A 23,511-nucleotide genomic window follows, 5' to 3' on the forward strand; every position below is an offset into this window, starting at 1 on the left:
TCGGCTCAAGTCGTTGTCGTGATCAGCAGCACGACGTCGAGGATCGCGATCACGATCGTCAGCCGGAACGCCACGGGACTTCGTGGTGCGCGGACGGCCGACAGCGCGGTCGCGGCGGCCAGCGCGATCCCGGCGGCCGACACGGTCAGCGCGAACGTCGATGACGTGGTCGCCGGGGCGACGCCCAGGATGACCGACGCGGCGGCCAACGCGGCGGCCATGACGATTACCCCGGCGGTGGCCCCGAGCCGGTGCGGAAGTCCACGGACCCCGGTTTCCGCGTCCGTTCGCAGGTCGGGAAGTACATTCGCGAAATGCGCGCCGAGCCCGAGCAGTGCTCCGGCGACCGGTATCCACCACGGAGGCCACGGTTGTCCGGGCAGCGCGGCGTACGGTGCGATGGGCAGGGCTCCGAACGCGAGCAGATACGTCGCGCCGGACCAGATCGTGGATTTGAGGCCGAGGTTGTACGCCCACCCGGCCGCGACACCGATCAGCAGGGCCGCCGCCGCGAACAATCCGAGCAGCACGGACAAGACGATCGTCGCAGCCAGGGCGGTCGACGCGGCGACCGCGATCACCACCACCGGGACCGTCCCCGCGGCGACCGGTTTGTCGGTGCGGCCGACGGCGCGATCGCGGGCCGCGTCGATCCAGTCGTTGGACCAGCCGATCGACAACTGCCCGGTCAGCACCGCGGCACCGAGCAGAACCACCTCGCCCACGCCGAGTCCGGTTCCGGCGGCCAGCAGTACGGCCACCGCTGTCACCGCCAGTCCCGGAACGGGGTGGCACGCACCGGCGAGACCTAGCAGCATCCCCCGCCGACGCGGCGATGTCGCCGTCCGGCCGGGCGCGCCGTCCGGTGTGGTCGGGAAGCCGGTCATCTGCCAAGTGTAGGCGGAGGTCGTACCGTGAAAGAGGTGACGACAATTTCAGCGGTCCACGGTGTACTTCCGCCACACCGTTATCCGCAGGCACAACTGACCGAATTGTTCGGGCGGCTGTGCCTGCCGGACAAGGCCGCGCGAGCGGTGGCGAACCGGTTCCACGCCAGTGCGCGGGTCGCCACCCGTCACCTGGCATTACCCATCGAACGCTACGAAGCGATCGACGATTTCACGGCGGCGAACGACGCGTTCCTGTCGGCCGCGGTCGATCTCGGCTGTGAAGCCGCACTCGCCGCCCTCGCCGACGCGGGACTCACACCGTCCGATGTGGACCTTGTGATGTCCACGACGGTGACCGGATTCGCGGTCCCTTCCTTGGAGGCGCGTATCGCCTCACGGATCGGGATGCGCCCGGACGTCAAACGTCTGCCCCTCGTTGGTCTCGGCTGCCTCGCCGGCGCCGCGGGCATCGCGCGGCTGCACGACTTTCTGCATGGCTGGCCGAACTCGGTGGCGATGCTGGTGTCGATCGAGCTGTGCTCACTCACCGTCCAGCGCAAGGACGCCAGCGCCGCCAACATGATCGCGTCCGGACTTTTCGGTGACGGAGCCGCCGCGGTGATCGCGGTGGGCGAGGGTCACTCGACCGCCGCGGCGGGGCCCCGGGTAGTGGATTCGGTCAGTCACCTGTACCAGGACACCGAACGCGCGATGGGCTGGGACATCGGCAGCACGGGTTTGAAGATCGTGCTGGGCGCGGAGGTCCCGGATCTCGTGCACGAGTACCTGGCGGGTGATGTCGAGCGATTGCTGGCCCCGCACGGACTCAAGACCGGTGACATCGCCCGCTGGATCTGTCACCCCGGCGGCCCGAAGGTGATCGAAGCGATCCAGACCGAACTGGGGCTGGACGAGGACGACCTGGCGATGACCTGGCGCTCCTTGGACCGGATCGGGAACCTGTCGTCGGCCTCGGTGCTGCACGTGTTCGCCGACACGCTCGCCGACCGGCCCGCGTCCGAAGGCGACTGGGGCGTGGTGATGGCGATGGGCCCGGGTTTCTGCGCGGAGTTGGTGTTGCTGCGATGGTGAGCCAGATCTGGTACACGGTCCTGGTCGGCCTGGTCTCGGCGGAACGGCTGGCCGAACTGGTGGTCGCGAAACGCAATCTGGCGTGGAGCCTGGCCCGGGGCGGCCGCGAAACCGGGTTCGGGCACTACCCCTTCATGGTGGTGCTGCACACCGGGCTCCTGGCCGGTTGCCTGCTCGAAGTGTGGCTCGCCGACCGTCCGTTCACCGCCGTGGTGGGCTGGCCGATGCTGGCCCTGGTGATCGCGTCGCAAGCGCTGCGATGGTGGTGCATCCGTGTCCTCGGCCGTCAATGGAACACCCGCATCGTGGTGGTCCCCGGCCTTTCCCGCGTCACCGGTGGTCCGTACCGCCTGTTCCCGCATCCCAACTACGTCGCCGTCGTCGTGGAGGGCTTCGCCCTGCCGCTCGTGCACGACGCGTGGATCACGGCCGTGATGTTCACCGTGCTCAACGCCGGACTGCTGACGGTCCGGATCCGCGCCGAGAACCAAGCCCTGAAGTCAGCACATGCCTGAGCATCTGCACGACGTGGTCATCGCCGGCGGCGGTCCCGCCGGACTGGCCGTCGCACTCGGGTGCGCGCGAGTCGGCCTGGACGTGGTGGTGTGCGAGAAACGCGCCGGGGTGATCGACAAGGCGTGCGGGGAAGGACTGATGCCGGGCGCCGTCCGAGCTTTGACCGCGCTCGGAATAGATCCGCCGGGGCACCCGATCGACGGCATCACCTACCGCCAGGGCCCGAGCACTTTCGTGCACGCCTCGTTCCGTGCGGGGCCCGGAAGAGGCGTGCGGCGCACCGCGCTGCACCAAGCCTTGCGCACCGCAGTGGACCGGCACGGCGTACCGATCCTGCCGACGGCGGTCACCGACGTGACGCAGTACGACGACCACGTGCGGGCGGGCGGACTGCGGTCGCGCTATCTGGTCGCGGCCGACGGTCTGCACTCCCCGCTCCGGGCTCTCGCCGGTCTCGGCACCACGAATTCGGTGGACACCCCTCGCTGGGGGCTGCGCCGCCACTACACCCTCGCCCCCTACACCGACGCGGTCGAGGTGACCTGGGCGGCGCGGTCCGAGGCCTACGTGACACCGGTCGGAACGGACACCATCGGCGTCGCGATCCTGTCCTCGGTCCGCGGCGGGTTCACCGACCAACTCACCGCGTTCCCCCACCTCGCGGCACGACTGGGCGGGGCGGAACCGGTGTCGTCGGTCCGGGGCGCGGGTCCACTCCGGCAACGGGCGTCGGGCCGGGTCGCGGGGCGCGTCCTGCTCGTCGGGGACGCGGCCGGGTACGTCGACGCCCTCACCGGCGAAGGTCTCGCGGTGGCACTGGCCACCGCGGCCGAACTCGTCCGCTGCCTGCGCGCGGATCGTCCCGCCGACTACGACCGTGCCTGGAAACGGACCTCGCGGCGGTCACGGTGGTTGACCGAAACCCTGCTCTGGGCACGCGGACGACCGGCGCTCTCGCCGCGGATCGTGCCGATCGCCGCCCGGGCACCGCGGCTGTTCGCCGCCGCCGTCGACCAGCTCGCGCACTGATGAACGCCGCGGAGGACTGGGACCTCGTGATCGTCGGCGCCGGTCCGGCAGGGTCGTCGGCGGCGATCGCGGCCTTGCGGGCCGCCCCCGCCGCACGCGTACTGATGCTGGACACCGCCGGCTTCCCCCGCGACAAGGTCTGCGGCGACGGTGTCGCACCACACGCCATGGACGTTCTCGCCGGACTCGGTATCACCGTCGCCGAGCTTTCAGCGAACACCGAACCGGTCACCGCGCTACACCTCACGTCACCGAAAGGTGTCCAGGCGAAACGGGACTTCCCGCGACCGGCCGCTGTCATTCCCCGCGCGCTCTTCGACGCGAGGCTCGTGCACGCCGCCCTGGACGCGGGCGTGGTCCTGCGGCGCCACCGTGTCCGCGCACTCGTCCAGAACGACGACCAGGTCCTCATCGACGGCACGATCCGCGCCCGGACGGTCATCGGCGCGGACGGCGCGGAATCCGTCGTGCGACGCCAGTGCGGTGCCGGCCACGCACAGGCAGGCACCGTCGCGATCGCTTTGCGCGGTTACACCGGTTCGGAGCCGTGGCCTGCCGGCGAGCAGCGACTCGTCATGGCCGGCGCGCACTGGCCCGCCTATGCCTGGGTGTTCCCGATCGGTGACGGCACCGCGAACGTCGGCTACGGGGAACTCATCCGTGCCACACCACCGTCCCGGGCCGAGCTGACCGCGCGGCTGCACACGCTGCTGCCGGACCTCCCTCCGCTGGCGTTGCGCGGGCACCGCCTTCCCCTGTCCCCCGGCCGGCCCCGCATCGCGCACGGCCGGGTTCTGCTGGCGGGTGATGCCGCATCTCTGATCAACCCGCTGACCGGGGAGGGCATCTACTACGCGGTCCTCTCAGGCGCTTTGGCAGGCACCGCCGCCACGAGACCCGAGCCTGCGCACGCGTATCGCCGAGCCTTGCGACACCGCCTCGGCAGGCACCTCTGGCACACCGATCTGCTCGCCCGGTGCACCCGCCGGTCATGGCTGGTCGACATTGCCACCGCGGCAGCTCGCGACAACCGGCACGCCTTCGACAGCCTCGTCGAAATCGGCCTCGGAGCGGGCACACTCGACAGCCCCTTGGCCAAAGCGATGATCACCGCGGCAGCGCTCCGACGGCAAAAAATGCGCTGACAGGCGTCAAGACGTGTTTACCGGCCGACCGCCGGGGTAACTCCTGATCACAAGGACTGCCCCAGTCCCGGCGGTGTGAGTCTGTCCCTCCACTTGGGAGCCGCCATGGTGACCGACACCGGCAATCCGGCAATCTGCGGGGCACTCCTGCAGCGAGCGGGGCAAGATGACACCGCCGCGTTCGCCGAACTGTACGACCGCACCTCGCAGGACGTGTTCAGGCTGGTCCACAGCATCCTGGTTGACGCGGGATCGGCCGAAGACGTCGCCCGCGAGGTGTATCCAGAGCTTTGGCGCACAGCGCCCGGCTACGACCCCGGCGACCCGTTCACGTTGATGATGACCATGGTCTGCCGATACGCGCTCGAGCAGGTCCGAATCGTCGACCTCGTGACAATGCACCAACACCAACACCAACATCGCGAGCCGAGTCTCGACCGCGGGAGGACGTACGATGACCGACTTAGCGCCGGTAACGCCGGAGACCTGTTCCTTCCGCTCGACCGACGCGGTGCTGCTGTTCAGCCGTCGTGCGCTGACCGCCATCCACCACGCCACCAGCCACGGACTGTTCACCCAGAGCGAAGCCTCCGCAATGGCGAACCGCGTACGCGCTCTCACCGCCGAGGTACTGCTCTCGCTGACGACGGAATCCACTTCGGGCATCCATGCTCGTCTCACGCGGGAAGCCTCATGAGCCGTCAGATCCACGTCGCTCCCGGGCAGCGGTCCCCGCTGACGCCACTCACCCTGGTCCCCAACGAAGCGGGGAAGGTCCTGGACTTGTACTCGGACAGGGGTCACGACGTCGAAAGTGCCGCCGACGGCCGGGTACTGTTGCGCGGCCCTCGCGGCCGTCTCACGCTCACGGTGCCGCCGCGGTAGCGATGATCAGAGCAGATCGAGTGCACGTACGAGGAAGAAGCCGGCCACGCCGAGAACGACGACTCCGATGACGACGATCGTGATGATCGCGGGGAGCCGCGAGGGAATCGGTTGCGGGTGCGACAAGCCGGACGTCTGTCCGGCATCCGGCGGAGTGTCCCCAGGTTGGACGGAGCCGCCCGGCTCCAGGCCGGGAACGTCTTGTGGTTCTGGTCCGGGAGTTGTCATGAGTCTCCTTCGATGGCGGTTTCGTCGCTACCAAGTGACGTTCTGAACGGATTCGTCGACACAGAGCCAGTCAAGGATTGTCTCGTATACGAGGTCGTGGTGGAGCAGGGCGAAGTGATTGAGCCCGCCGAGCCAGACGATCTCGGCTTCCTCGGTCAGTTCCCCGGCCACGACGGGCCTGACGAGCAGATCGCCGAGCAGACGACCCCAGGTACTTCCTTCCTGGCGTGACAGCGTCGCGGATACATACAATCGGCGGATTCCGGTGACAGGAAGGGGTTCAGCCTCCACCGAAGGCTGGGTGGAGGTGGCCCATTGCCGGTGATGCAGATAGCCGTGCGCGAGGTCTTGAATACCGTCGCTGCGCAGAGCGAACAGTTTGGTCAGCGGGGACGTCATCGAAGTCTTGCCAGACAGTGCCGCGAGCTGAGCGACGCGCCGTTCCAACGGCGCGCCGCTGTGCGGTGTGCCCAGACAAACCAGCCGCGTCACGGTGGAAAGCCACGAGACGTTCTTCTCTTGCGCCTGATGCAGGGCACTCCGTGCCACGAGACCGCCCATCGAGTGTCCGACCAGAGCGATGTCGGTGACGGGTACCGGCCATGCGGCAATCAGCCCAGAGAGCAGCGCCACGAGGTCTTCGCCGTTCTCCGAGACGTGACGCCCGGAGTTGTACCGCACATACACCGGAGTGCTACCGAGATCACCTGACAGCCTGGCCCCGAAATCACCCTGCGGCGGAGATCCGCGGAACCAGCACAGTTCGGTCTCGACCAATCCGTGCAGGAGCACCACCATGCGACCGCTTGCCTCCGGGAAGGCCGCTCTGACAGAACGCCGGTCGAGGCCGATCGGTCGCCGCTCGACGCGGACGGTCATCCCGCGGCGACCCGCCGGCACCCGCGTGCCGAACATGCCGTCGGCGACGCCGGCAAGGTGGTGCCCGGTGGCCGATTCCAGAATCGAACCGGTCCAGTAATCCCGCGTGAACACGATGGGCAACCGGGAGGTATCCGGCGCCAGCGTGGCAACGACGTTCACGATCTCTCTCGCTATCGAGAGCACCTTCTTCATCACCGTGCCTCTTCCTCGGCCGCTGTCAGATGCCGGGCTCCGCGCCGGAGTTCGTCTTCGTAGAGCGAAGCGGCGCGCTGACGTCGCGCAGATGCCGCAGGACATGGCGATAGGTACCGAACAGTCCACATTGGGCGTAGTCGATCCCGTGCCTAGCGCAGAAATCGCGGACCAAGGGCTGCGCGCGACGCAGGTTGCCGCGCGGCATGCTCGGGAACAGGTGGTGCTCGATCTGGTAGTTCAGGCCGCCGAGGGCGAAATCGACCCACGGTCCGCCGCGGACGTTGCGGCTGGTGAGGACTTGCTTGCGGAGGAAGTCGAGTTTGGTCTTATCAGTGTAGGTGGGCATGCCCTTGTGCCCCGGAGCGAACGAACATCCCATGTAGACACCCCAGAGACCCTGGTGCACGGCGATGAACGCGAGTGCCACAGGCGGCGACATCACCAGGAAGACCGCACCCAGATAAACGGTGACGTGCGCGGCCATGAGCGCCGCCTCCACCCTGCGGTGTTTGACCTCGCCACGCCACACCGCTTGGATTCCCGCCCAATGCAGGCTGATTCCCTCCAGCGTCAGGAGCGGAAAGAACAGCCCCGCCTGATGCCGGGTGGTCCAGCGGACGAAACCGCTTTTGTCGCCCAGTTGCGCACGGGTGAAGGCGAGCAGCGGGATGTCGAGGTCAGGATCGTCGTCTTCGTGGTTGGGGTTCGCGTGATGCCGGGTGTGCTTGCCCATCCACCAGCCGTAACTCATGCCGACGATCGCGCCGAAGGCAGTGCCGATCCGGTCGTTGGCCCGTCCGGTGCGGAAGATTTGATTGTGTCCCGCGTCGTGGCCGAGGAACGCGATCTGAGCGAACAGCGCCGCGAAGAACACCGCGGTGGCGAGCTGCCACCACGAATCTCCCAGCGCTACGAACGTGACACACCCGCCGGCCAGAGCGAGCAGGGTGAGACTGATCTTGGCCGCGTAGTAGCCATATCTGCGGTCCAATAAGCCTTCGTGCCGGATCAGGCCGGCGAGATCGCGGAAAGTATCGCGTGCGTGGCTGTCGCGAATCGACGGTATCGCTGATGAGGTGACCATGGGCGCCCTTCCCGGACTTTGCGGTGCCGGGGCTGGGGCGACCGTGCAGATGAACGGTGGCGGCCGGCTGGTTGCTCAACCGACCACCACCGTGTTCGTTTACCCCCTTGAATACTCTTTCAACCGGCATCGACCTCGGAAAAGTCGTGATCGGAGACGGACTTCCCCGCCGCCGGGCTCAGAGTTCGCTGTGATGCTCGATGAGCCAGGAGGCGACCCGGTGAAGTTTCACGTTGCTGGCCTGCGAGGACTCGACGAGCATGCGGAAAGCGTGAATCGCGTCGATACCGTGGCGCTGCATGAGGATGCCTTTCGCCATGCCGATGACGTCCCGGTGTTCCAGTGCGGCGTGCAGCCGCGCTTCGGTCTGCGCTCCGGCGAGCGCGATCGCCGCGTGCGTGGCGAACAGCTGACCGTCACGTTCGGTCTGGTCGCTGAACGCGTCGAGATCGTGGGAATAGAGGTTCAGCGAGCCCAGCGTCGTGCTGGTGTCGAACAGCCGGTAAGCCAGCATCGAACGCATACCGGTGGCCGCCGCGGCAGGCGCGAACTCGGGCCAGCGGCGCTCGACGGCCAGATCACCTGTGCGGTAGATCCGGTGCTCGCTGATGGCATCGACGCAGGGGCCCTGACCAGTGCGGTACTGCATGTGGTCGATCGTGACGACCACCTCCGCAGTGGGTGCCACCGTGCGGATCCGCTGACGCGGTTCGACCAGTGAGATCCCTGCGTGTTCGGCACCCTCAACATGCTCCACAGCCGACTTGACGATCGCCTCCAGAGTCGAGTCGACATCCGGTGCGGCCTGCAACGCTCGCGCGATCACCATGAGGATCCGCCCCAGGTCATCATCGGCCCGGTGCTCGGATTCGGCCATGGTCAGCTCCCTGTGCGATGTGCCCGTTCCCGGCTCATCGGATAATTTCTCCGGGCGGACATCTCGAAACTAGAGTGCCCGCATCGTTTTGTCATCGTTTGACCTCGGTACCACGGATGGGACAAGGGACACTGATGTGATGGACGGCCTTGGCGCGACTCGGGACACCACCACCGCACACGACGCGGTATGGACGCCGGGAGCGGTGGCCAGACAACTCGGTATCGCACCCTCGACCCTCCGCAGCTGGCATCGCCGCTATGGCGTCCCCGCCGCCACCGGCGGCTCCGGGCCGCACCGCCGTTACAGCGAGCACGACCTCGCCGCGCTGACGCACATGCAGGAGTTGATCGCCGACGGTGTCGGCGTCCCCGCCGCGGCCCGCCTGGCCTTCCCCATGACGGGCACCTCCCCCGCGGTCGACGCTTTGGTCACCGCGGCACTGGACCTGGACGCCGACCTCCTGCTGACCATTCTCGACGCCCGGATAGCCAAGGATGGCGTGAGCGGCACATGGGAGCGCTGGTGCCGTCCCGCGCTGGCCGTGTTCGGCGGTCGCTTGGACGGTGGCAGAGAGCACGTCGGCGAGTGCATCGATGTGCTTCACCTTCTGGCGTGGGCGATCTCTGCCGCGTTGCAGAGCGTGCGTGGTTCCGCCTCCGAACTCGGGAACCCCACCGTGTTGTTGGCCTGCGTGCCCGGGGAGCATCACACCTTGCCGCTCGAGGCGCTGCGCGCCGTCCTCGCCGAGAACGCGATCCCGGCCCGCCTGCTCGGCACCGGTCTTCCCGCCACCGCGATCTCGCGGGCCCTCAAACGCACCGCCGAGCCCGCTGACGCACTGGTGCTGTGGTCCCAGCGTCCCGGCGCGACGCCCTTCTCGATCGCGCGGGCCTGCCAGGCACGCGGAACAAGCCTTTTCCTCGCCGGACCCGGCTGGACCTCCCCCGCCCCGAGAGGCCTTCCCCTGGTGAACAGCCTCGACGAAGCCGCCTCGGCCTTGAGGGCCTGCGCCTTGAGGCACGGAACAGATCAGCTGGAAACGACGCACAACCGATACGGGGGCATCGGACGAACGGCGATTTCCCTATCGCTCGCCACCGATCCGGCGTAGCCTGAACTTCGCGTGAGATTGAGACCGCCAGCTCGCGTGAACGACGCAAACCCGCAGCCCACTACTTCTTTGGGCGATGCGGTGGCAAGTTCATCGGTGCGCGAACTGTGCGGTTCTACGGTGGCACCTTCACCGGAGGCAACCTGCTACGCAACAATATCTTCGCTGAGGGCCCGTATCCCATCGAGCCTTCGTCAGTGATCACAACACTGCCGGCGATCCCGGCTTCGTCGAACCCCACGCGGGCGACTTCCACCTCGAAGCCGGGACGACGGGTGCCATCGACCAAGGATCCGCCGAGTCCGCTCCGGCCTTCGACCTCGACACAAGCGCCGCCCAGCCGGCCGAAGCCACGACATCGGAGCCTACGAGCAATAGCCACTCGTCACGTCCAGCACAGGCGCATCGGCTGTGCACGGTGAACCCGTGCCCGACCGGTAGATCGACGACCCCGTCAACGTGCTCGCCGCGCTGGAACAACAGGAAGTACCAGCCCTGGACTTCGCGCCAGGCCATTCCTGCTGCTGGTGGCACTTCCCCTAGCCCAGCAGATGGGCCTCGACGACCTGGTCGCGGCAGAGATGGCCAGGGCGGGGAAAGGTTCCGAGCCTGGGCCGGGGCCTGGTTGTCCTTGCTGGAAGCCACCGCGGCCGGCGATCGAGGCGACTGGGCGGAGCTCGCCGCCGCACGTGGGCGAGTAGCGGCCGAGTTCGCCGAAACCGGTGACCGGCTGTGGACGGCCGTGGCGACGGCTCCCCTGGCCGAGGTCCACCTCGTCCGCGGCGACCACGACTCGGCGATCGCCGCACTGGAACGCACCGTCGGTTTGTCCGCCTGGTCCGGCTAGCAGGACCCGGTCCCCTACCTGGTCGGGCTGGCCGCGGCAAGGATGCGCGCCGGCGATCTCGACGGCGCCAGGCGGGACATCGACGCAGCCGAAGACCTGACACGGGCCCTCGGCCTGCGATACATGGAGTTCGAAATCCGCCTTGGCCGCACCGAGATCCACCGGCGCTCCGGCAGCACGGGGCAAAGCTATGACACGTGCACCTTCGTGATAGGCGCCCCCGACGGTTCCCACACGCTGACCGTCCACACCAACAATGACTGGGCGACGTTCCCGCTGCTCGACGCCATCCTGGAAGCGGAGTTCGGCGCGTCCGGCGTCGAACTGAAAACTCTGATTGTCGTAGTCGACTTGGTGTTCGTCGCCGACGCAGCCTCGATCGTCAGCCGAGGCCTTCGATGATGCGGAAGTCGCGCTCGAAGCCGTCGGGGAGTGCGGCCAGCGCCTTCTGGTAGGCCACGCTCTCGTATGCGGCGACCGCCTGTTCGAAGCTGTCGAACTCGATCAGGACAACGCGCTCGGCGATTCCGGCTTCGTGTGCGACGACCCGGCTACCGATGCTGGCGAGCACCCGCCCACCCCCGGCCTTGACGGCCACACCGGCCAGTTCGTTATAGACATCGAGCCCCTCAGGGTCTGTGATGGTGGGATAGACGCTGACCCAGTAGCCCTTGAGCATGGAACCTCCTGTGTTGGAATGAGTGCATCTGACTTACGGACTGGTTTCGGACGAGCGTCGGCGAACGAGGGCGAGGCTCATCAGCGTCGAAGAGGTGGCCGGGCCGAAGCCCACGGCGAGGATCAGCGCGGGGATCAGCGGATGTGCCTCGGAACGTAGCAGGGTAGCGCTCATGGACTGATCACCAGCCTGGCCGCAATCACCGGTCCGACCCCTCTCCGGCGTGGCTTTCGAGCGCTGCCAGATGCAGCAGCGCCGGAAGGGCCGCCGCCAAGGCCTCGACCTCGTCACCAGGAAGTTCGCCGATCAACCGCGCGTACGCGTCGACGCCCGCCTTGCGTCGTGCCCGGACGTACGACGCGCCGGCCTCGGTCAGGAACGCCAGCGTGACCCGCTTGTCGGACGGATCGCCCTTCCGCTCGACCAGCCCGGATTTCTCCATCACCCGGACCAGGACGGTCATCGCGGGCTGGGTGACGCCCTCGGCCACGGCCAGATCGGTGATCCGTCGCGGACCGGTCTTGTCCAGAGTCGCCAAGGTGGCGGCGGACGTCAGGCTCATGTCGCGGGGAAGACGTCTCACAGCACTGGTCGCCAGACCGTAGAGGGCTGACCCGATGGCATCGGAAGCGCCTTGCGCGGCGTCTCGGCGACTCACACCAAAAACATAGCAGATTTATATGAACTCTTTATGCATCTTCCGATCAAGGGTCGGCAAGAGTGCCAGTTGCCGGCCAGGCGGATGCGAAGGCCCGCTGAGGTTCGCCTGGAAACGGGTGTCCGGGCAGGTCGAACGGTGCGGGACAGTCCCGCACGACGCAAGGGCTTGCAGCGCAGGCGTTCGAACGAATCCGTAGGACACGCAGGTCGGCCCTGCGGGAAGCGCACTCGACACCTTCCGCCCGTCCCCACCTTGATCCGGGAGTCCAGATATGTCTATGTCTCCGCGCCCCAGGGGCGCTTCGCTGATGGTCACCGCGGCCGCTCCCCCGCACATTGCTCGGGGGCCTTCTCGCGGCGTTACGACCAGCGCACTGGTTGGCGAAACCATCACCGGCCCCGTCCGGAGTTGACAAAAAGCGTGACAACGTGACTTTTTCTCCTCGAATCCTTCAAAAGGTACTGAAAATTTCGCAGCCAAGGTCGAAAATGCCATCCTCGTCGACTATTTCATCTCCATCCCCATGAGCCTATTCTGTTCGGGACTAACGAGGTCTCGTTGACGTCGGAAGGGAATCACTGTGTCTCACCCTGAGCATGGAGGTGGGATGAGCCTGACCGGTGACCACGTCGCGTTGTTGGGCGTGGACGGGATGACGGTCTCAGCGGCGACGAGCGGGGCCGCGGAGCTGGCCTGGTCGTCCGACGAGGCCAGCGCCCGACTCGACGACGAGCAGTTTACCTTCGGGGAAGGCCCCGTGATCGACGCGCTGGAAACCGGCGCTCCGGTGCTGTGCTCGGCACTGGAGGTGACCGCGCGCTGGCCGGGTTTCACCGCCGCCGCACTGACAAAGGACGTGCACGCGGTTTTCGCATTCCCGGTGATGCTCGGCGCGATCAGCATCGGCGCGCTAATGTGTCACCGGCGTGCGGCCGGGTCGATGGACAAGGCCGCGGTGACAGCCGCCCTGGCGCTGGCCGATTCCCTCACTCCGGCGTTGTTGACCGATCCGGACGACACGACGGAGGAAGTGTGGTCGCAGCAGCTTCATCGGGCCGAAGTGCACCAGGCAGCCGGCTTCGTCAGCGTGTACTTGGATGTTTCGCTGATCGAGGCCCTGTCCCGGCTGCGGGCTTACGCGCTCAGTCAGGAACGCCCGATCGTCGAGGTGGCACGGGACGTTGTCGCCAGGCGCCTCAGGCTTCCTGGCGACTCCCACCGTTCGTGACTCTGTCACGTCACTACGACAAACGGCCGGCAGGCCGGGCGAGGAACTGAGATGGCGAACCGGGAAGAGCGCTTGGCCGCCACGTTCGTTGAACTCGCCGACACCCTGGTCAGCAACTTCGATCTCGTCGAACTGCTGGACCTTCTCGCAATCCGGTGCACGGAACTGCTGAGCGTTTCGGCCGCGGCGTTACTGCTCGCGCCTCCTGGGACCGAGCTTCGCCCGATAGCCTCGTCGGATTCGGGCCACGCGTTGTCCGATCTGCTGGCCGTGGCCCAGCACGACGGTCCAGCCTGGCAAAGCCATCGCGATGCGACCAGCATCGGCCCAATCGACCTGGACAGAGCGCGCTCGCGGTGGTCCGATTTCGCCGAGGCCGCCGAGCGGGCAGGCTACCGGGAGATGTGCGCCGTCCCGCTGCGTCTGCGTGACGAGGTCCTGGGTGCGCTGCTCCAGCTGAACGTCGAGTCCGGGACGGTGTCGGCAAGCGACGTCCGGCTGGCGCAGGCGCTCGCCGACGCCGCGACGATCGGGATCCTGCACGAACGAGTCATGCGGCAGCAAGTCGATCTCGTCACTCAGCTGCACACCGCCCTGCAGAGCCGGATCTTGATCGAGCAGGCGAAGGGAATCCTCGCCGCTCGAAGCGACACGAATGTGGACGAGGCCTTCGAGATGATGCGCGGTCACGCCCGCCGCCACCGCCGCCGCATCAGCGACATCGCCCACCACGTCGTCGACACCAGCGGCGCACTGCCAACTCCCAGAAATAGCTAAGCCGAAACGACCCGTTCGCATCGAAACACATGAGCAACGTCGAATCACCATACTACGCAGCCCATTCCGGACTGCTACCTACACTCGAATGGCGGCATAGAATAGTTCGCCAGTTCGACACCATTGTCGATGGCAGTATCGCCGCATACGAGGACCCGGAAGGCGATCTTGACACTAGCGATCTCGATCACATCGAGTGCGTCATGGCCCTGGCTGTTCAAGATCCCCGTGCGCTAGGTACTAGGTACCTCTCCTAAGCACAGGACCTACACGGAAACGATGTCCGCGAACTCGGTGTGACGAGTGAACAGGCACTCGCCACACCGACAACTGCACGCTTCACCATGGCACCGAGGTCCGCTCTGCGCGAACGGCGGCAGCACTCGACTTCGTTGCCACGACGGACCAGTTCGAGATTTCCTTGACGATCACGAGAGTCCTGACCTAAGCGGCCGGGCCTGGAAGATCAACCACAACCCGCAACTCCGACCGTCAACCACACCAGCCGACGTTCCATCGGTCGATCTGCCACGAAATACTACCGCCTCCCCAGAGCCTCGCATGAATACGCTGACCACCGAAGTCCATCACGTCATACAATCCCTGCCCCTTGTTCGATAGCCTGAGAGCTACGCCGTTGTACCATAATGGAGTGTTGTCCTGAGTGATGCACTGATAGAGCCCCTGTTTCGCGGCAACTTCTTGCGTCGCAGTCGAGGCGGACACCAACAGAGTTGGCTCGCTGGAATCTTTTATGTCGACTCTACTAGGAATAACTGGCACATCCACACGTTCGACAGCCGATGCTTCAGATCCACTGAGACACAGTGCGGCGGTGATGCCGCACACGAACCCAACGATATTGACGTCTATCGAGAATGACATGGAGTCTCCTTCACGTTCCCCTGCTCCAAATAAAGACGAACCATGTCTAGCGCGACGTATCCCAGTGAGGACAAGGTAAATCTTCGGTGAGTCTCTCCTCACCAGGCTCAGTTCCCCCGCTTTCGCTGGGCCAGCCACGGGAGCAGGGGAGTTCAAACTCGCTTCAGCAGGCCGGTTGCGCCAGGATCAGTTCGAGGAGGCACTAACCACTCCGGTCGGGTGCAGGAGTAGCAGCCCAGATGCGTCGCGCTTCGCGAGATTCAGCCTGCCAGACCGCGGGCTCATACAGAGGGATGACCTCTCGGGGCGAGCACTTTTTCCATGAGTGCGGCGGTTTCGTCGTCTAGCTCGACGTCGAGCGCAGCGGCGAGACCAGTCAGCTTGTCCGCAGCATCCTTCACCGCAGCGAGGTTTCCTGCCCGATACTCCACACGCAAGAGATCCCGATAAAGGAGTTCGCTGACCGGTTCGACAGCAAGGCCTCGCAGGATCGCACGGCGACACGCAGTCAGGTTGCCGTCTTCCTGGTAGACAACGAACAGCGTGTGGGCGACGTCGACGATGGTGTCGATCATCTCGCGCTGAAACCATGAACTCCAGGCATACCGGCCCTGAGCGACGTTGCCGAAGGGCATACCTGTGACCAGGTCCAGGGCAACTTGTAAATGACGTCGACGGTTTGCAGGATCCTGATCGAAGCCCAAGTGAACGAGCTGCCGGAAACTTCGCCAGTCGTTGGCCATCGTGTCCGAGAGCCGATATCCGCCACCGTTGGCCTCGACGTTCGGTAGGTAGAGGTCGCCGTTGTGATCGCGGCCGAGCCAAGTCCGCAGGCGCGAGATATAGCCCTGCCGAGTCGAGGCGGACCAAGGCTGAGTGTCTGTCCCTAGTTGACGGGAGATCTCGTCCGCTGTAGCTCCGGGGTGAAGCAAGAGGAAGGCTGCGAGTTCGGTCAACCGGTTGACTTTCTTGCCTTCGACCTTCGTAAGGTCCACTCCGTGTAGGCAGACGGGGCCGAGGAGTCGGAGTTCGGGGCCAGCGAACTGCTCGTGTTCAGAGGCCTCCCAGGCACCTACGACAAGCTCAACAGGTTCCGGTAGCTCGTCAGATTCGGGTGGAACGTTTCGATAGTCATCAGCGGGTGCCTGCTCGAAGGTGTCTGTGGCCGTGAGCGCGGCGACGAGTTCTTCAGCCTGTTCGGAGGTGAGGCGCTGAAGGTCGACATCGAGGTCCAACACGTCGACAGGTGTCGGGCGCCTGGAGACGTCGAGTTGCCAGGCGCCAGGAAGCGGGGCCGACGAGACGACGGCGGTCCGGCCGGTCCCTCGTCCGCCGATAAGCTCCAGCTTTGCAAGCCGTTCTTGCTGCTCGGTGTTTAATGAAGCAGCTGACAAGACGATCTCGGACGCCGAGCTGGTGCGGTGCTCAAGGCCGTCAATTGCTTCGTCAAGGGTTTCGACGAACTGCAGACGGCCTGAGTTGTATGCAGCGGTGGATTCGCCGAAGCCGACAAGCATGACGGTGAGGCCCTCTGCCCAGGTCGACGCTGACAACTCCCAGGCCATCGCCAGGAGAACCGCTTCGACCTCGTCGACCGGACCCGTGAGCGCCAGGGCGCGGATCTCCAGGAGGTTCACCAGCACCAGGTCCCGACGAAAATCGTGGCCCAGTGAAACCAGAGCTGGATAGGGCGCGAGCCCATCGTTGTTCACCAGTTCGGTCGAGGTATCCAACTGCCAGACGTTCTCAGACACCGTCGCGAAAGGTTTAAGCGCTTCTCCCGGCTGCTGTGGATGCAGTACAACTCCCCGCGAGCCGACGATTGCGGAACGGATCGCTGGCTGGCCTCGCCCGACCTGGCTGGCATGTTGTGCCAGAGCGCGTAAGGAGCTATCGAGCATCTCGGCAGTTGCCGGTTCTTCGACTTTCCGAAGTGCGGTTTCCAGATCGCTGGAAGTGGCTGGTCGCCGGATTCGGTGTCCTGGTCGCCGACGTCGTTGAGCGATCATTCTGCGCCGGGCGAGTGTAGTGAGGATGCCAGCGGCGAGAAGCCCGCCAAGCCCGGCAGCGACAAGGGGCACGATGCTGTCTTCGCTATCGAGAGCAACCTCGACGGGCGCTGGAGCTGGGGCCGGAACTCGCTGGGGCGGGGACGAGTTCGGCTCCGGTGTCCGGGAGGCAGGGGGTGCCGTGGCAGGACCTGTTCCGGGCCTGCAGTCCTGTGTGGAAACCTGAGCGGAGACCGCGCCTGCAGGCGCGGCTCCCCCACCGTTGGCAGGCTTGCCCGGCCTCGGCAGTTGGAGGACATCTCCAGGATGGATGAGATTCGGATCCTCCAAGATCCGTCCTCCAGGTTGTTGCCGCCCCTGGTTGAGGTGATAGATGTCGATGTACCGAGCTGCTGAGTTGAGGTACTTCTGAGCGATCTCTGTGAGCGTGTCACCTTCGCCAATGACGACTTCGACACACTGCGGTCCCGGTGGCAACACGAGATGCCAGCCCGGCTTGATCAAATCCACGCTCCGGAGAGCCTCCCCGTCAGCCTGGCGCCGACCGTGGTTCAGGTCGAAGATCTCCTGGTAGCGGTTCTCGTCGCCGAGCTGCCCGGCAGCGATGCTCATCAGCGAGTCGCCGGGAACGACCGTGTATCCGCCTGCGGCCGGAGTCTCGCCGCTCTCGCCGCTGGAAGCGGGCCGGTGAACTCGCTGATCAGAGACCTGCGGAGCAGCGATGGAAGCCGAGCCTACGACCACAGGCTGCGACGCTTCCGCAGCAGTCGTGCCGACCACCAATCCGAAGAGAATCCCAGCCACGAGTCGTTGAGCCCAGCGGAATCCAGGCAGCCGCGGCGCGGCCACGCCACGCACGAAGGCGATGCATTCGAGCACGACGGCGACGATGAGTTGAAACCACGCGACTACCCCTGCAACCGTCATCACGAGAAGGAACACACCGCCGGTGTCCCGCTCGGTGAACCAGCCGACGACTTCTTGGAGAGCTGGGACGTGGTCGGGCAGGAATACCGTCCTGAACGTCCACAGGAGAAGCGGCGGCCCGACAAGTATCAACGCCAGGCCAAGGATGCCGAGGAGGATTCGCACCCGCCTTCTCATCACGGCGCTCCTATCCGTCGGAAAGCAGATCGGCGGTGCCATGGCCGCGCACAGAGAACTCCGAGATCCCCACAATGCCGAGGAAGATCGTGGTCCTGATGACGACGGTGTCGACGATGATCCGATTGCCTTGCACGGCAACGGTTCCGGCGGTCCCCACTGCCGCGAGGTAGCTCTCGGCCTGGACGATGGCTTGCTGCGGGTCGACGTCAGCGGGCTCGCCTGTGGCGAGAGCCTGCACTCGGAGTGCCTGCCCGGCGGCCCGTGCGGCCTCCTCGGCGATCGCTGTCGCATCCGAATGTGCTTGGGCTTTGCGGCTGCCGTCGACCGCCCACCCGATCGCGATGATCACGGCGATGCTCAGCCCCACCAGCCACACGGAGACGGATCCGCCTTCCCCGCGCAGAAGTCTCCGGCAGTTCATCGGCGGGCTCCGTAGCGATCGATCGGTGACCGGAACTCGGAAACAGCGAGTCTCGAGCCCGGGATCATGAGGTCGCGGAATGTGACCTCGCAGGTCACGGTGGCGATCACGTAGCCGGTCTCGCCCAGCGGCTTCGCGAAGTCTCGAGCGTCGACAGCGATGTGGAGGTTGTCGCAGTTCAAGCCCTGCTGGGCGATGACGGCTTGCGCGCGAGTCTCGGCTGCCTCCGCCGCGGCCTCCCCGTCACGGGCTATGGAAGCTGATCGCGCGGCAGAGCGGGCTGCCTCGTCGACCGCGGATTCCGCGGTAATGACCCGCATCCCGATCAGCGCGAGTCCGAAGAGGATGATCAACGCCGATACGCCGATGGCAACTTCGACGTTCACATCGCCGCTGTCTCCGCGAAACGCGCGCTTCACGGCGCTAACTGTTCGATTGGTGCAGAAGCACGCTGGCTCACCGAGAATCGCGCGAACGGCAAGAGTGAAGCGACATCGGCTGTGACGACGACCGTGACGTTCCGTCCATCGATCGAGGCTTCGGCATTCACATTGGACAGCCAACTGCCAGTCACACGGCCGACGTAATCCTGTGCGCGCTGCTCGGCGGCCGCGACGTCGACCGGCGGCAAACGCGCGACGTTGACGTCGTCCCGCGCTGCCTCCAAAGCCACGTTACGGCCCAAGAAGAGCACGACGAGCTGAAAGACGACCCAGGTGACCAGGAGCAGCGCTCCAAGACCGAGTACCGCCGACACGTTCTCGTCGCCACGATCGCCGCTTACCTCTGTAACACGGCGTCGGAGGTTCATTGCCCGCCGATCAGTGGAAGCTTGCCGTTCACGAATGCTGTGACCGCGCCGGCGATCGCCGTGGCGAGCACGAGTCCGAGCACGGCGTAGAAGGCTTTGGTGATGTTCTCGTCTCCGCGTTCGCCCTCGTGCACGAACTGTGCTCCGCGTTCGCGGAGCACACCGCCGACCGTGAGGACGGCGAGCTGAAGACGGGCGACCACTGTCTTGACCATGGATCTCTCCTCTGTTTCAGGTGCCGAGCATCGTGTAGATGCCGGGGAACGCGAGAAAGGCGACGAAGGCCAGGCCCATCACGGCGATCGGCATGTCCATCCGGTCGGAGCGAATCGATGAACCGGTCTTCTGGTCGGCGAGGCTTTGCTGGGCGATCGATGCCGCCTTCGAGCGCAGGGTGTCCGCGATGCTCGCCCCGTTCTCACCGGCGCTGGTGATGATGTGGCCGAGATCCCTGAGCTCCCGGACGCCCAACTCGTCGGCCAGGCGTTCGAGGCCTTCCCACGGCATCCGGCCACGCAGGGACGCCTCGTTCATCGCCATCCGGATCCGCTGAAACGCCCAGCCTTCGCCCAGAGAGGCTGGGTAGCGCATCGCCTCGACAGGGCCGCGGTCGCCGAGCCTCCCGAGAGCGACAAGGTGCGCGTACGCGACGAGAGCACCTCGGAACGCAGCTCGCGCCTTTTGCGCCTTGGCATGCAGCAGGAGCCGGGGAAGCGCCCAGCCGAAAACCACAGCGCTCAACGACATAGCCGCGGTCAGAAAGACCGGCGGCCCGGCGCCGAGGACGACGAACACCACGCTCACCAACGGAACCGCCATAGCACCAGCGGACGCAAAGACAAAGCGCTTCAGCACGAAGGACTCACGCGTCTGGGCGGCGAGAGCAAGATCGGTGGTCGGTGTCCTCGCTCCGCACCGGTCGACGAAGTGGAGAACCGCTCGCAAAGCCGGGTTGGCGGACGAGGTGTCCGTGATGACCGGACGCTCGTTCAGGACGTCGCTGAGCCGGAGGCGCCCCGGAACGCAGGCCGCGGCGACCAGTGTCGAACCGCCCGCAGTTCCCAGCGCCAGCAAGACGAGAAGGCTCAGCGTGCTCATGACCGCCGCCGATCCTGCGTGGAGAGAAAACGTGAAGCAAGCGGCTCGAGACCCAGGCGGCGTAGCCATACAGCGGACGCACCGACAGAACCGAGGAGCACGGCCAGGGCAGCCTGCCCCACCGGGGTGGCGTAAGCCGACGTGTACATCGAACTGCCGAAGAGGGCGACGCCCAGGAACATCGCTGCCCAGATGCCGAGCAGCAACCGCGCGGTGGACCGTCGTCGGGCTCGTTCGGATTCCGCGGTCCGGCGCGCGACGATGTCCTCGGCGACCTGGTGTGCAAGAGCGCGCAGCAGCCCCGCGACCCCCGAGCCTTGGCGGTAAGCGACGCACAGGCCGGCCACGGCCGTGTCCCCGATCTGGTCGTCGATGTCATCGGCGAACTTGAGTAGAGCGTCCTGCACGTCCCACGTCCGCAGGCGGTGAGCCAACGTCGTCAGCTCACGGGCGAGAACGGGAGGTGTGTCGCGGGTGGAGCTCTGAATGGCTCCGACGAGCCCCGTGCTTCCTGCGGCGACGACGTCACCGAGACGCCGCAGCCAGGTTTCAAGGCCTTCCAGTCGCTCGATGCGCTGCTTGGCGATCGTTCCGGCCGAGAAGAGCCACGGGAGGAAACTAACGAAGACCGTGGCGGCCACGCCCGCGATCGGCCAGCCGGAGACGAGCCAGATGAACGCGCCCACGGAAAAGGCGAGCGGCCCACGCCAACGCAGGCCGGAGACATGTGCCCGCCGACGCATCTTCGACCGGAAAGCGACCCTTTGCCGCTGGTCGACGCCGTACACCCCGCCGACGACGAGGGCCAAGCCTGCGACGAGACCGACGCAGAGCAAGACAAGGACGAGTTCAGGCATCGCGAACACCTGCTCTCGATGGCTGGGGAAGGAACACCCAGTCCCCATCGCTCCCGCAGGTCAGCCAGTTCCGGTCGAATCCGGCACGCTCGTAGTCCTCGATGTCGGTCGGGAGATTCCCGGTCGGCACGGAACGGCGGCCTGCAAATCCCGCAGGTTCCGTGGCCCGCTGGAAGAGGTAAGTTCGCGCGGGCCGCCCGTACTCACCAGTCTCCACCGAGGCGATCTCGGCGATGTAGCGATCAAGGCCGCTTCCGTCGGCGACGAGGTCGATGTGCACGATCAGGTCGATGGCGTGCGCCACGGTTTCGTGGGCCAGCTCCGGGGTCCACGCCGAGTTCCCCTCGAGGCACAGGCGTGCCATCCGGTTGATGGCATCTCCCGCGTTTCGGGCGTGCAGCGTGGAGAGCGAGCCCGAGCCGCCCGTCGAAAGCGCGTCGAGCATGGGGATGATCTCCGGGCCGCGGACCTCGCCGACGATCGTGCGGGTGGTGTGCATGCGAAGCGATTGCCACACCAGGTGTGAGAGATCGGCGACGCTGCCACCTGTCCCCTCCGAATTGCCGACACGCTCCTCGAAGGCGACAACCGCGGGAAACCGGTCTCGATGCCGGTGCAGGCCGAGCTCGAACTCGGTTTCCAGAGTCGCGAACCGTTCGTCTGGAGGGATCTCCCAGCAGAGTGCCCGCAAGAGCGTCGTCTTCCCGGCCCTCTGCCTTCCGCAAACAACGATGTTCTTCTCCGCGCGCACCGCCGCGCGCAGCAGAGCAAGCTGGGCCGTCGAGATCATCCCCCGCTTGCGGAGGTCTGCCAGGCCGGTCTTGGACAGCCGGTGCCGTCGAATGGAGACGTGCGGGCGATCGGTGACTTCGATCGCCGCGGCGAGACGCTCCCCGCCGGGGAGTTCCATGTTCAGCAGCGGTGACGTGCTGTTGATGGAGCGCTCGGTCCGGCCGTGGCGGGCGGCGAGACGCTGCAGCCAGCGCAACAGCGCTTCGTCGGACGGTGCGATCCGAGGGGCACGCATCACCGTGCCGTCCGAATAGGACAGCCAGACGGGGTCGTTGCCGATGATGTCGATGTTCTCGACGCCATCGTCCGCGAGCAACGGCTCCAGCCGGCCCAGCCCGAACATCTCGGCTATCACGGCCTGCTTGACGAACCACTCCTTGCCAGGGTCCAGGAACGGCTTTCCTCGGCCCGCCCACTCCTTGATCGCGGTGGAGAGAACCTCGTCGATCAGCTTTCCCGCCAACGCGCGCTCGAAGCCCTCGGATCGCGGCCCCTCACGATGAGGCGCCATCTCTTCTTCAACCCGCTGCGCAAGCGTTTGCTGGACACGGTCGACGAGTTCGTCCGCCCCCTCGAAGTCCGCGTCCGAAAGGCGCCGCTCCTTAATCACCATGACGATCCCTCTCCCCGGAAGGCGCCACTGGCCGCGGGATCGGTGGCAGTTGCTGTCGCCTCACGAGCTGGCGCCGCGGCCTCACGCTCCTGGCAGGGTGGTGCTCGGTGAGCTCAGGTCCCCGGAGCCTTCGCGACCGGGTGAACGCTCGTTTACCGATCTCAAGCCCGAGCTGCCGCGCGCGATCGAGCAGGGCCGAACCCTCGAAGCGCTTGCCCGGATTGAACGTGTCCGTGAGCTGCGTGGCTGCCTGCGGATCCCACGGCAGTTCGCCGACGACCGGCAGACCGAGCTTCGCGAACTGCCTCTCGATCTCTTTGACCGGAAAGCGTTGCGTGCCAGAGGAAGTCGTTGAGACGACCATGACCATCAGCCCGTCGTCCGCAGAGCCGAGCAAGCCGATCTCTTCGCGGACCACATCCGCTGCGGAGGACAGCGATCGAAGCGAATGCCGGTCGTTGCGGACGACGAGGACGGTCAGGTCCGCGTTTCCCAGGACGGCATGCGGCGTCCCGCGGGCACGGAGCCGACCGCAGTCAGCCAACACGTCGAGCGAGCCCCAGCTTCGGAAGACACCCGCCAGCCGTTGCCACTGCAGGCTCTCCGACGCGCGGGGCGTCTGTGACCCAGGCAGGAGGAAATGGCGGCCGGTGCCGTCGGGCAGAGTGATCACCTGCTGCCACAGCGCTTGCGGCAACGGCATCGTCCGTGCGGAGAGCATCGCCTCGAACACTCCTCGGTGACCGAGCGAGCCACCGGGATCGAACACCGCCAGAGCCTGGCTGCCGG

At 66.1% G+C, this 23,511-nt stretch carries 28 protein-coding genes; 11 read left to right on the forward strand and 17 right to left on the reverse strand.

Translation table 11 applies throughout. The features are described from left to right. Positions 1 to 5: 5 nt before the first annotated feature. Positions 6 to 887: a UbiA family prenyltransferase gene (locus ACLJPX_RS09640; protein ID WP_410599759.1), complete on the reverse strand. Its 882-nt coding sequence runs from the start codon at positions 885 to 887 to the stop codon at positions 6 to 8. 36 nt (positions 888 to 923) lie between these two features. Between ACLJPX_RS09640 and ACLJPX_RS09645 the strand changes: the two genes are divergently transcribed. The 6 genes from ACLJPX_RS09645 to ACLJPX_RS09670 all read left to right on the forward strand — a co-directional run bounded on the left by ACLJPX_RS09645 (position 924) and on the right by ACLJPX_RS09670 (position 5,557). Beyond that, positions 924 to 1,982: a type III polyketide synthase gene (locus tag ACLJPX_RS09645; RefSeq protein ID WP_410599760.1), complete on the forward strand. Its 1,059-nt coding sequence runs from the start codon at positions 924 to 926 to the stop codon at positions 1,980 to 1,982. Beyond that, positions 1,976 to 2,497, forward strand: a complete 522-nt coding sequence (locus tag ACLJPX_RS09650) for an isoprenylcysteine carboxyl methyltransferase family protein (RefSeq protein ID WP_410599761.1) — start codon at positions 1,976 to 1,978, stop codon at positions 2,495 to 2,497. The genes ACLJPX_RS09645 and ACLJPX_RS09650 overlap by 7 nt, the downstream gene beginning before the upstream one ends. Further along, positions 2,490 to 3,527 (forward strand): NAD(P)/FAD-dependent oxidoreductase, encoded by a 1,038-nt coding sequence (locus ACLJPX_RS09655; RefSeq protein WP_410599762.1) that lies wholly within the window; start codon positions 2,490 to 2,492, stop codon positions 3,525 to 3,527. The genes ACLJPX_RS09650 and ACLJPX_RS09655 overlap by 8 nt, the downstream gene beginning before the upstream one ends. Next, a complete protein-coding gene (locus ACLJPX_RS09660; protein ID WP_410599763.1) occupies positions 3,527 to 4,672 on the forward strand; it encodes a geranylgeranyl reductase family protein in 1,146 nt (381 codons plus the stop codon). The genes ACLJPX_RS09655 and ACLJPX_RS09660 overlap by 1 nt, the downstream gene beginning before the upstream one ends. A gap of 454 nt (positions 4,673 to 5,126) precedes the next feature. After that, positions 5,127 to 5,369 (forward strand): hypothetical protein, encoded by a 243-nt coding sequence (locus ACLJPX_RS09665; RefSeq protein ID WP_410599764.1) that lies wholly within the window; start codon positions 5,127 to 5,129, stop codon positions 5,367 to 5,369. Next, positions 5,366 to 5,557 carry a hypothetical protein gene (locus ACLJPX_RS09670; protein WP_410599765.1) on the forward strand — a complete coding sequence of 64 codons (192 nt, stop codon included), beginning with the start codon at positions 5,366 to 5,368 and terminating at the stop codon, positions 5,555 to 5,557. The genes ACLJPX_RS09665 and ACLJPX_RS09670 overlap by 4 nt, the downstream gene beginning before the upstream one ends. 6 nt (positions 5,558 to 5,563) lie before the next feature. Here ACLJPX_RS09670 and ACLJPX_RS09675 read toward each other — a convergent pair whose 3' ends face one another. From ACLJPX_RS09675 to ACLJPX_RS09690, 4 genes are all read right to left on the reverse strand, one after another. Further along, positions 5,564 to 5,785, reverse strand: a complete 222-nt coding sequence (locus ACLJPX_RS09675) for a DUF6480 family protein (RefSeq protein WP_410599766.1) — start codon at positions 5,783 to 5,785, stop codon at positions 5,564 to 5,566. A 27-nt stretch (positions 5,786 to 5,812) separates the two neighbouring features. Continuing rightward, a complete protein-coding gene (locus tag ACLJPX_RS09680) occupies positions 5,813 to 6,859 on the reverse strand; it encodes an esterase/lipase family protein (protein ID WP_410599767.1) in 1,047 nt (348 codons plus the stop codon). Between the two features lie 25 nt (positions 6,860 to 6,884). Then, positions 6,885 to 7,946 carry a fatty acid desaturase family protein gene (locus ACLJPX_RS09685; protein WP_410599768.1) on the reverse strand — a complete coding sequence of 354 codons (1,062 nt, stop codon included), beginning with the start codon at positions 7,944 to 7,946 and terminating at the stop codon, positions 6,885 to 6,887. 178 nt (positions 7,947 to 8,124) lie between these two features. After that, positions 8,125 to 8,823 (reverse strand): GAF and ANTAR domain-containing protein, encoded by a 699-nt coding sequence (locus ACLJPX_RS09690; RefSeq protein WP_410599769.1) that lies wholly within the window; start codon positions 8,821 to 8,823, stop codon positions 8,125 to 8,127. Between the two features lie 139 nt (positions 8,824 to 8,962). On the opposite strand from ACLJPX_RS09690, the gene ACLJPX_RS09695 reads away from it, so the two are divergent. From ACLJPX_RS09695 to ACLJPX_RS09705, 3 genes are all read left to right on the forward strand, one after another. Then, a complete protein-coding gene (locus ACLJPX_RS09695; protein ID WP_410599770.1) occupies positions 8,963 to 9,937 on the forward strand; it encodes a MerR family transcriptional regulator in 975 nt (324 codons plus the stop codon). 625 nt (positions 9,938 to 10,562) lie between these two features. Next, entirely contained in the window at positions 10,563 to 10,784 is a 222-nt protein-coding gene (locus ACLJPX_RS09700; RefSeq protein ID WP_410599771.1) for a hypothetical protein, read from the forward strand. 42 nt (positions 10,785 to 10,826) lie between these two features. Further along, positions 10,827 to 11,186 carry a hypothetical protein gene (locus ACLJPX_RS09705; protein WP_410599772.1) on the forward strand — a complete coding sequence of 120 codons (360 nt, stop codon included), beginning with the start codon at positions 10,827 to 10,829 and terminating at the stop codon, positions 11,184 to 11,186. Here the strand turns inward: ACLJPX_RS09705 and ACLJPX_RS09710 are convergent. Both ACLJPX_RS09710 and ACLJPX_RS09715 read right to left on the reverse strand, forming a co-directional pair. Further along, on the reverse strand, positions 11,167 to 11,463 hold the full coding sequence (locus ACLJPX_RS09710; RefSeq protein ID WP_410599773.1) for a DUF1330 domain-containing protein: 297 nt from the start codon (positions 11,461 to 11,463) through the stop codon (positions 11,167 to 11,169). The genes ACLJPX_RS09705 and ACLJPX_RS09710 overlap by 20 nt on opposite strands. Before the next feature lie 199 nt (positions 11,464 to 11,662). Continuing rightward, positions 11,663 to 12,025: a MarR family winged helix-turn-helix transcriptional regulator gene (locus ACLJPX_RS09715; RefSeq protein ID WP_410599774.1), complete on the reverse strand. Its 363-nt coding sequence runs from the start codon at positions 12,023 to 12,025 to the stop codon at positions 11,663 to 11,665. 706 nt (positions 12,026 to 12,731) lie between these two features. Here ACLJPX_RS09715 and ACLJPX_RS09720 point away from each other — a divergent pair. Together ACLJPX_RS09720 and ACLJPX_RS09725 are read left to right on the forward strand one after the other, a co-directional pair. Continuing rightward, positions 12,732 to 13,352, forward strand: a complete 621-nt coding sequence (locus ACLJPX_RS09720) for an ANTAR domain-containing protein (RefSeq protein WP_410599775.1) — start codon at positions 12,732 to 12,734, stop codon at positions 13,350 to 13,352. 51 nt (positions 13,353 to 13,403) lie between these two features. Further along, positions 13,404 to 14,129, forward strand: a complete 726-nt coding sequence (locus tag ACLJPX_RS09725; protein WP_410599776.1) for an ANTAR domain-containing protein — start codon at positions 13,404 to 13,406, stop codon at positions 14,127 to 14,129. Between the two features lie 492 nt (positions 14,130 to 14,621). Here ACLJPX_RS09725 and ACLJPX_RS09730 read toward each other — a convergent pair whose 3' ends face one another. The 10 genes from ACLJPX_RS09730 to ACLJPX_RS09775 all read right to left on the reverse strand — a co-directional run bounded on the left by ACLJPX_RS09730 (position 14,622) and on the right by ACLJPX_RS09775 (position 23,491). Next, the gene (locus ACLJPX_RS09730; protein WP_410599777.1) at positions 14,622 to 15,014 is read right to left on the reverse strand and encodes a hypothetical protein; all 393 of its coding nucleotides are present in this window, start codon (positions 15,012 to 15,014) and stop codon (positions 14,622 to 14,624) included. A gap of 281 nt (positions 15,015 to 15,295) precedes the next feature. Continuing rightward, positions 15,296 to 18,127 (reverse strand): LysM peptidoglycan-binding domain-containing protein, encoded by a 2,832-nt coding sequence (locus tag ACLJPX_RS09735; RefSeq protein ID WP_410599778.1) that lies wholly within the window; start codon positions 18,125 to 18,127, stop codon positions 15,296 to 15,298. Between the two features lie 10 nt (positions 18,128 to 18,137). Then, positions 18,138 to 18,551 carry a pilus assembly protein TadG-related protein gene (locus ACLJPX_RS09740; RefSeq protein WP_410599779.1) on the reverse strand — a complete coding sequence of 138 codons (414 nt, stop codon included), beginning with the start codon at positions 18,549 to 18,551 and terminating at the stop codon, positions 18,138 to 18,140. Beyond that, a complete protein-coding gene (locus tag ACLJPX_RS09745) occupies positions 18,548 to 18,970 on the reverse strand; it encodes a hypothetical protein (RefSeq protein ID WP_410599780.1) in 423 nt (140 codons plus the stop codon). Before ACLJPX_RS09745 ends, ACLJPX_RS09740 begins: the two co-directional genes overlap by 4 nt. Beyond that, positions 18,967 to 19,308: a hypothetical protein gene (locus tag ACLJPX_RS09750; protein WP_410599781.1), complete on the reverse strand. Its 342-nt coding sequence runs from the start codon at positions 19,306 to 19,308 to the stop codon at positions 18,967 to 18,969. Before ACLJPX_RS09750 ends, ACLJPX_RS09745 begins: the two co-directional genes overlap by 4 nt. A 50-nt stretch (positions 19,309 to 19,358) precedes the next feature. After that, the gene (locus ACLJPX_RS09755; RefSeq protein WP_410599782.1) at positions 19,359 to 19,577 is read right to left on the reverse strand and encodes a hypothetical protein; all 219 of its coding nucleotides are present in this window, start codon (positions 19,575 to 19,577) and stop codon (positions 19,359 to 19,361) included. A 16-nt stretch (positions 19,578 to 19,593) separates the two neighbouring features. Beyond that, positions 19,594 to 20,460 (reverse strand): type II secretion system protein, encoded by an 867-nt coding sequence (locus tag ACLJPX_RS09760; protein WP_410599783.1) that lies wholly within the window; start codon positions 20,458 to 20,460, stop codon positions 19,594 to 19,596. Further along, positions 20,457 to 21,317, reverse strand: a complete 861-nt coding sequence (locus ACLJPX_RS09765; protein WP_410599784.1) for a type II secretion system F family protein — start codon at positions 21,315 to 21,317, stop codon at positions 20,457 to 20,459. Before ACLJPX_RS09765 ends, ACLJPX_RS09760 begins: the two co-directional genes overlap by 4 nt. Next, entirely contained in the window at positions 21,310 to 22,722 is a 1,413-nt protein-coding gene (locus tag ACLJPX_RS09770) for a CpaF family protein (RefSeq protein WP_410599785.1), read from the reverse strand. The genes ACLJPX_RS09765 and ACLJPX_RS09770 overlap by 8 nt, the downstream gene beginning before the upstream one ends. Further along, positions 22,712 to 23,491: a hypothetical protein gene (locus ACLJPX_RS09775; protein WP_410599786.1), complete on the reverse strand. Its 780-nt coding sequence runs from the start codon at positions 23,489 to 23,491 to the stop codon at positions 22,712 to 22,714. Before ACLJPX_RS09775 ends, ACLJPX_RS09770 begins: the two co-directional genes overlap by 11 nt. Positions 23,492 to 23,511 lie beyond the last annotated feature (20 nt).

Source organism: Amycolatopsis sp. lyj-90 (genome assembly GCF_046549035.1).
Classification (GTDB): domain Bacteria; phylum Actinomycetota; class Actinomycetes; order Mycobacteriales; family Pseudonocardiaceae; genus Amycolatopsis.

Excerpts from the sequence above, each read along its gene's own strand:
- ACLJPX_RS09640 (WP_410599759.1), bottom strand. The coding sequence starts at position 887 with ATGACCGGCTTCCCGACCACACCGGACGGCGCGCCCGGCCGGACGGCG.
- ACLJPX_RS09650 (WP_410599761.1), top strand. The coding sequence starts at position 1,976 with ATGGTGAGCCAGATCTGGTACACGGTCCTGGTCGGCCTGGTCTCGGCG.
- ACLJPX_RS09655 (WP_410599762.1), top strand. The coding sequence starts at position 2,490 with ATGCCTGAGCATCTGCACGACGTGGTCATCGCCGGCGGCGGTCCCGCC.
- ACLJPX_RS09660 (WP_410599763.1), top strand. The coding sequence starts at position 3,527 with ATGAACGCCGCGGAGGACTGGGACCTCGTGATCGTCGGCGCCGGTCCG.
- ACLJPX_RS09665 (WP_410599764.1), top strand. The coding sequence starts at position 5,127 with ATGACCGACTTAGCGCCGGTAACGCCGGAGACCTGTTCCTTCCGCTCG.
- ACLJPX_RS09670 (WP_410599765.1), top strand. The coding sequence starts at position 5,366 with ATGAGCCGTCAGATCCACGTCGCTCCCGGGCAGCGGTCCCCGCTGACG.
- ACLJPX_RS09675 (WP_410599766.1), bottom strand. The coding sequence starts at position 5,785 with ATGACAACTCCCGGACCAGAACCACAAGACGTTCCCGGCCTGGAGCCG.
- ACLJPX_RS09680 (WP_410599767.1), bottom strand. The coding sequence starts at position 6,859 with ATGAAGAAGGTGCTCTCGATAGCGAGAGAGATCGTGAACGTCGTTGCC.
- ACLJPX_RS09685 (WP_410599768.1), bottom strand. The coding sequence starts at position 7,946 with ATGGTCACCTCATCAGCGATACCGTCGATTCGCGACAGCCACGCACGC.
- ACLJPX_RS09690 (WP_410599769.1), bottom strand. The coding sequence starts at position 8,823 with ATGGCCGAATCCGAGCACCGGGCCGATGATGACCTGGGGCGGATCCTC.
- ACLJPX_RS09695 (WP_410599770.1), top strand. The coding sequence starts at position 8,963 with ATGGACGGCCTTGGCGCGACTCGGGACACCACCACCGCACACGACGCG.
- ACLJPX_RS09705 (WP_410599772.1), top strand. The coding sequence starts at position 10,827 with ATGCGCGCCGGCGATCTCGACGGCGCCAGGCGGGACATCGACGCAGCC.
- ACLJPX_RS09710 (WP_410599773.1), bottom strand. The coding sequence starts at position 11,463 with ATGCTCAAGGGCTACTGGGTCAGCGTCTATCCCACCATCACAGACCCT.
- ACLJPX_RS09715 (WP_410599774.1), bottom strand. The coding sequence starts at position 12,025 with ATGAGCCTGACGTCCGCCGCCACCTTGGCGACTCTGGACAAGACCGGT.
- ACLJPX_RS09720 (WP_410599775.1), top strand. The coding sequence starts at position 12,732 with ATGAGCCTGACCGGTGACCACGTCGCGTTGTTGGGCGTGGACGGGATG.
- ACLJPX_RS09725 (WP_410599776.1), top strand. The coding sequence starts at position 13,404 with ATGGCGAACCGGGAAGAGCGCTTGGCCGCCACGTTCGTTGAACTCGCC.
- ACLJPX_RS09730 (WP_410599777.1), bottom strand. The coding sequence starts at position 15,014 with ATGTCATTCTCGATAGACGTCAATATCGTTGGGTTCGTGTGCGGCATC.
- ACLJPX_RS09735 (WP_410599778.1), bottom strand. The coding sequence starts at position 18,127 with ATGAGAAGGCGGGTGCGAATCCTCCTCGGCATCCTTGGCCTGGCGTTG.
- ACLJPX_RS09740 (WP_410599779.1), bottom strand. The coding sequence starts at position 18,551 with ATGAACTGCCGGAGACTTCTGCGCGGGGAAGGCGGATCCGTCTCCGTG.
- ACLJPX_RS09755 (WP_410599782.1), bottom strand. The coding sequence starts at position 19,577 with ATGGTCAAGACAGTGGTCGCCCGTCTTCAGCTCGCCGTCCTCACGGTC.
- ACLJPX_RS09760 (WP_410599783.1), bottom strand. The coding sequence starts at position 20,460 with ATGAGCACGCTGAGCCTTCTCGTCTTGCTGGCGCTGGGAACTGCGGGC.
- ACLJPX_RS09765 (WP_410599784.1), bottom strand. The coding sequence starts at position 21,317 with ATGCCTGAACTCGTCCTTGTCTTGCTCTGCGTCGGTCTCGTCGCAGGC.
- ACLJPX_RS09770 (WP_410599785.1), bottom strand. The coding sequence starts at position 22,722 with ATGGTGATTAAGGAGCGGCGCCTTTCGGACGCGGACTTCGAGGGGGCG.